General features: G+C 35.7%; 5 protein-coding genes. 1 reads left to right on the top strand and 4 read right to left on the bottom strand.

Annotation, left to right across the window (positions count from 1 at the left end):
- Nucleotides 1–428: 428 nt before the first annotated feature.
- A complete protein-coding gene (locus B2906_RS00025; protein WP_091655650.1) occupies nucleotides 429–641 on the top strand; it encodes a hypothetical protein in 213 nt (70 codons plus the stop codon).
- Between the two features lie 27 nt (nucleotides 642–668).
- Here B2906_RS00025 and B2906_RS00020 read toward each other — a convergent pair whose 3' ends face one another.
- From B2906_RS00020 to B2906_RS00005, 4 genes are all read right to left on the bottom strand, one after another.
- Nucleotides 669–1376: a tetratricopeptide repeat protein gene (locus B2906_RS00020; RefSeq protein WP_091655649.1), complete on the bottom strand. Its 708-nt coding sequence runs from the start codon at nucleotides 1374–1376 to the stop codon at nucleotides 669–671.
- A gap of 26 nt (nucleotides 1377–1402) precedes the next feature.
- Complete coding sequence (locus tag B2906_RS00015; protein WP_219958065.1) at nucleotides 1403–2821, bottom strand: CCA tRNA nucleotidyltransferase; 1419 nt, start codon at nucleotides 2819–2821, stop codon at nucleotides 1403–1405.
- On the bottom strand, nucleotides 2818–3288 hold the full coding sequence (locus tag B2906_RS00010) for a hypothetical protein (RefSeq protein WP_255590488.1): 471 nt from the start codon (nucleotides 3286–3288) through the stop codon (nucleotides 2818–2820). The genes B2906_RS00015 and B2906_RS00010 overlap by 4 nt, the downstream gene beginning before the upstream one ends.
- Nucleotides 3289–3610: 322 nt before the next feature.
- A complete protein-coding gene (locus B2906_RS00005; RefSeq protein WP_091655646.1) occupies nucleotides 3611–4012 on the bottom strand; it encodes a hypothetical protein in 402 nt (133 codons plus the stop codon).
- Nucleotides 4013–4504: the final 492 nt, after the last annotated feature.

Genomic DNA, 4504 nt, shown 5'->3' with positions numbered 1-4504 from the left:
AACCCCTTAAGCTAAAGCCACAAAATCAACAATCACCCATGCAATGAATGAGCTAAAGCACCGTTCCTTTTTTTTCAAATTATTAAAATCGCCCAAACCTATTCAAGCAATTTCCACCAGCTTCAGCTGGTGGTTAGCGGAATAGACTGAAACTACTCTGGCTTTAGCCAAACTGGAATTAAATTGGATGAAAATCCGCCTGCTTTTTTCACTAAAATCAAAATTTTATTAAATACAAATTCCTCTATCGAAAAAAAGATTCTTGCATATATAGATGCAGATAGAAATCAATCCTTTGAATTTACATCATGAAACAAAACAAACGATGCTAACAAAATATTTATCAAAAAGATATTTTGTTCATTATCAAATCGTTAACTTTTAAAAAGCGTTTTTAAAGAAATGGGAAATAATGTACTTTCGCAGACATGGAGGCGGTAGCAAGTTATGTGCTTTTATTTTTGGTCTATTTTCTAGGTACCTTATCCCTCGTGCAGGAGGTAATCCGTCCCAGGATCATCCCTGTAAAAATCCCCGGAAAAAACGTAAAAACATTCGTTACCAATTATGCCAAGATCATTTTCTTGAGCTTTGGTATTTCTATCATTACCAGCACTCTGGCTTACAAACTTTTGCTATAAAAAAAACCAGCTTTCGCTGGTTTTAATTTATTGTGTTTTTTTCAAATTCTCTTTGGCCAATTCGAAATTCGGCTCCAGTTGTACCGCTTCCTGAAAAGCTGTTTTTGCTTCTGTCTTTGAACCCTTATCTAAATAAATCATTCCTTTTAAATTCAAGGCCGCAGCTTTCATTCCAACCTCAATGGTCTCTGTTTGGCTTTTTGGGAAACCGATTTTTTCATCAGGCTTGGCATTTTTAATCAACATATTTGCCGAATTCATCGCCTCATCATATCGCTTCAATTGATACTGAAGAAAACCGGACTTATATAAGCTGAAATTATCACCGGTCAATAGATGTAAACTTTCAAAATGAGGCAAAGCCCGATCAATCGCTCCTACTTGCTCCAAAGAATAAGCGGCAATTTCCAAGGCACCCACATTCTTATCATTGATTTGAAGAATATCCAAAGCAACCAAAGCAGCGGAGGTAGATTGGCCTGTTTCAAAATACAGGGAACCCAACGCTTCTTGGAACCTTAGATTTTCAGGGTTTCTTACGATTAAGTTGTAAAGCATAGTTTTAGCCATCTCAGGATCGTTGTACCTCATGGCCAGCTGATAAGCAGCCTGATCTTGGATGTTAAGCACACGCTTGGTTTTAGGATCCAGCTTAGGAATAGAATCATTGGAAGTTTGAGCATATAAGCCTTGAGCTGAAACAGCCAAAAGCAGCATCAATAACACTTGCTTCATTGTTTTACTAGGTATTTAAATTAGAATTATTTTTTAGGTGATAAGCCTTTGGAGATGGCAATTTCAAGCATCAGCTTTCTTGCTTCCTCAGGCTTGTTGTGAATTTTGCCCTCCAATATAGCTTCTTTAATTTCTTCTTTGATATCTCCAACGATTTTTGAAGGCTTCAGATCAAAAGTTTCCATTATTTCTTCACCGCTGATAGGTGGCTGAAAATTTCTCACTTGATCTTTCTCCTCTACCTCTTGGAGTTTGCGTTCCACTTTATCGAAATTTTCAAGGTATCGTTTTACCTTTTTATTGTTCTTGGAAGTGACATCAGCCCTGCAAAGTTTCATCAAATCATCTATTGCATCTCCCGCATCAAATAAAAGCCTCCTCAAAGCAGAATCCGTTACCTCATCTTTTACCAAAGCAATTGGACGTAAATGAAGCCTTACCAACTTTTGGACATATTTCATTCTTTCATCCATTGGCAGCTTCATCCTCTTAAAAATACCAGGAGTCATCCTTGCACCTTTATCTTCATGCCCATGAAATGTCCAGCCTACTTTAGGATTAAACCTTTTGGTAGCTGGCTTAGCAATGTCATGCAGAATAGCTGCCCACCTTAGCCAGAGATCCTCACTGACAGTGGCTACATTGTCTAGCACCTGAAGGGTATGATAAAAATTGTCTTTGTGGGATTTATCATCCACAGAATCTACTCCCTGCAATTCAACCATTTCAGGAAAAAATTCATGTAATAGCTTACTCGCAAAAAGTAGCTTAAACCCATAAGAAGGCTTTGGTGTCTGAATAATTTTATTCAGTTCTGTAAGGATGCGCTCAGCCGAAACAATCTTCAACCTATGAGCATTTTGGCTAATAGCATAAAAGGTGTCCGCTTCTATATCAAAATCCAATTGAGCAGCAAAACGGATTGCCCGCATCATTCTCAATGGATCATCAGAAAACGTAATTTCAGGATCTAAAGGAGTTTGAATATTCTTCTTTTTAAGATCATTCAAACCATCAAAAGGATCTAACAAATCCCCATAATCTTTGGAAGTAAGGGAAATCGCCATCGCGTTAATAGTAAAATCTCTTCGCTCCAGATCTTCCTGTAAAGTTCCATCCTCAACAATTGGTTTCCGACTCTCTGATCTGTATGATTCTTTCCTTGCCCCCACGAATTCCAACTCTGAGTCTTCCAGCTTCAGCATGGCTGTTCCAAAGTTTTTAAAAACTGACAAAGGAACATGGTAATCAAATTGCTTTACTACCTCTTCAGCTAAAGCAATTCCGCTTCCCACGCAAGTAAAGTCAAGATCCTTACAAGGTCTACCTAAAATTAAATCTCTGACATATCCACCAACCACATAGGTCTCTAAACCCAGCTTTGCAGCGGCTTTGGCGACTTTTGAGAAGATTGGATCTTGATCTAATTGGTTTTTAAAATTCATCCTTTGATGATTTTTACGTCTCCTTCAGGTCCTAAGTAGAGCTCTTTCAAAGAAGGGCTAAATAATGGAAATAGTTTTTTGGTCTCTACTTCTGCAGGTCTATCACTTTCAAGTTTAACCAAAACAGGTTGAGAAATCTGAAAAAGTAATTTATTCCAATCCGGTTCTCGGATTAATGAAAAACGGATTTTCCCCTCAACTGGCAAGCCTTCAGGTATTAAAATATTAGCCGGGCTTGTATAAATCGTAGGCTTGCTTGCAAACTCAACGATATCCAGGGAAATTTCAGAAAATTGCTCCGAAACTGAACGAATTTGAAATAAATCAAATAATAGGTAAACCCAGTCAGTGCCCATCTCAGGTTTCCAATGACTAGCCTGCAAAAGAGTGACGACTTTGCCATTTCCTTCTTTAATTGACAAAAAACCCTGATCTCTAAATTGCTTTACAAAGACTGAATGATCCAAAACGCTTAAATTTTTTACAAAAATAATCAGATTATTGAGAGTGCTTAGAAAACAAAAGACAAAGGGCTTCCAGCCGTATCCTAATCAGAGGAGGAAAACTTATTTTAAAATCAAAAAATCTTAAATTTTGAAGAATACTCAAAGCTGATACTAAGTCAATGGACAATAATAGGCTTGTATTAAATAATAAGGATAGGTTTTTTGAAAGTTAACAAAGTATTAACATACTTACTTTAAATAAAAAGCTGTTTCTATAAGTGTTTTTGAAAAAAAATAAAAAAGGGTGGAAACACCACCCCTCTATTTTTTACTAGTTGATTGATCAACCTCTCAACCAGTTGATGAAGGTTTGATAACCTACACCAATTTCTCTAGCAAAAGCAGCTTTGGTTTTTTTACCTGCAGCTTCCACTTTTTTCCATTCTTCTAGAATTTTGCTTTTCTCAGCATCAGTGAATGTTCTTCTTTTTCCTGACTTTCCAGAGGAGCTTCCGTTTATTAATGATACAAGCTCATTCAAATCATTCATAAATCTGCCATCAGTTAGATATAAACCGGCAGATTCTAATTTCTTGATCACATTATCTTTGGGATTCACTGGAGTTACCGCAATACCTCTTGCAGCAGCTTCATGAAGGTCTATTTTTTTTCCTTCTGAGGTTACATAAATAAAACCTTCATTCTTTTTTAGGTCAGCAATAGCTTCTTTTATCAAATCTCTCATAGTAGATAGTTTATTATTTTAAAAACGATTTGCAATATATATAAATTATGTATGTGTTTAGATTAATTATTATTCGAAAATTAAAATTAATATACTGAATCTACATATAAAAGGTTTTAGTTTATTAATATCTCTTTTTCCCCATTTAAGAATTTTCAGAGTCTTCATTAAAAATCAAGCAACATGATCAATCAAAATCCTGAATTAAAACATATATAATTCCATTTTCCATAGGCATGAAAAATCATAACTCTATTCTGCGAGATTTAGCGATAAGCAAATAAAATCCAAAAATCTCAATCATCTAAGCCAATGAATTTGACTAATTTTTAAAAGAGGAAATGAATAAATATTTTTCTGATTATCCGTAATCATGTCAGTTATCTTATTTTCCTTGCTTGACAGGTTGGAAGACCGAAGACCCAGCCACGGCCTTTAGGTTTGCAAAGGAGAATTATTTGGGAAAATAAGAGCTAATATCTTAACGATTAT

Source organism: Algoriphagus sp. UBA3586, assembly GCF_002376385.1.
GTDB lineage: Bacteria > Bacteroidota > Bacteroidia > Cytophagales > Cyclobacteriaceae > Algoriphagus > Algoriphagus ornithinivorans.
Note: the sequence above shows the minus strand (reverse complement) of the source record. Positions and strands in the feature narration are given on the sequence as shown.

Excerpts from the sequence above, each read along its gene's own strand:
- B2906_RS00025 (WP_091655650.1), top strand. The coding sequence starts at position 429 with ATGGAGGCGGTAGCAAGTTATGTGCTTTTATTTTTGGTCTATTTTCTA.
- B2906_RS00020 (WP_091655649.1), bottom strand. The coding sequence starts at position 1,376 with ATGAAGCAAGTGTTATTGATGCTGCTTTTGGCTGTTTCAGCTCAAGGC.
- B2906_RS00015 (WP_219958065.1), bottom strand. The coding sequence starts at position 2,821 with ATGAATTTTAAAAACCAATTAGATCAAGATCCAATCTTCTCAAAAGTC.
- B2906_RS00005 (WP_091655646.1), bottom strand. The coding sequence starts at position 4,012 with ATGAGAGATTTGATAAAAGAAGCTATTGCTGACCTAAAAAAGAATGAA.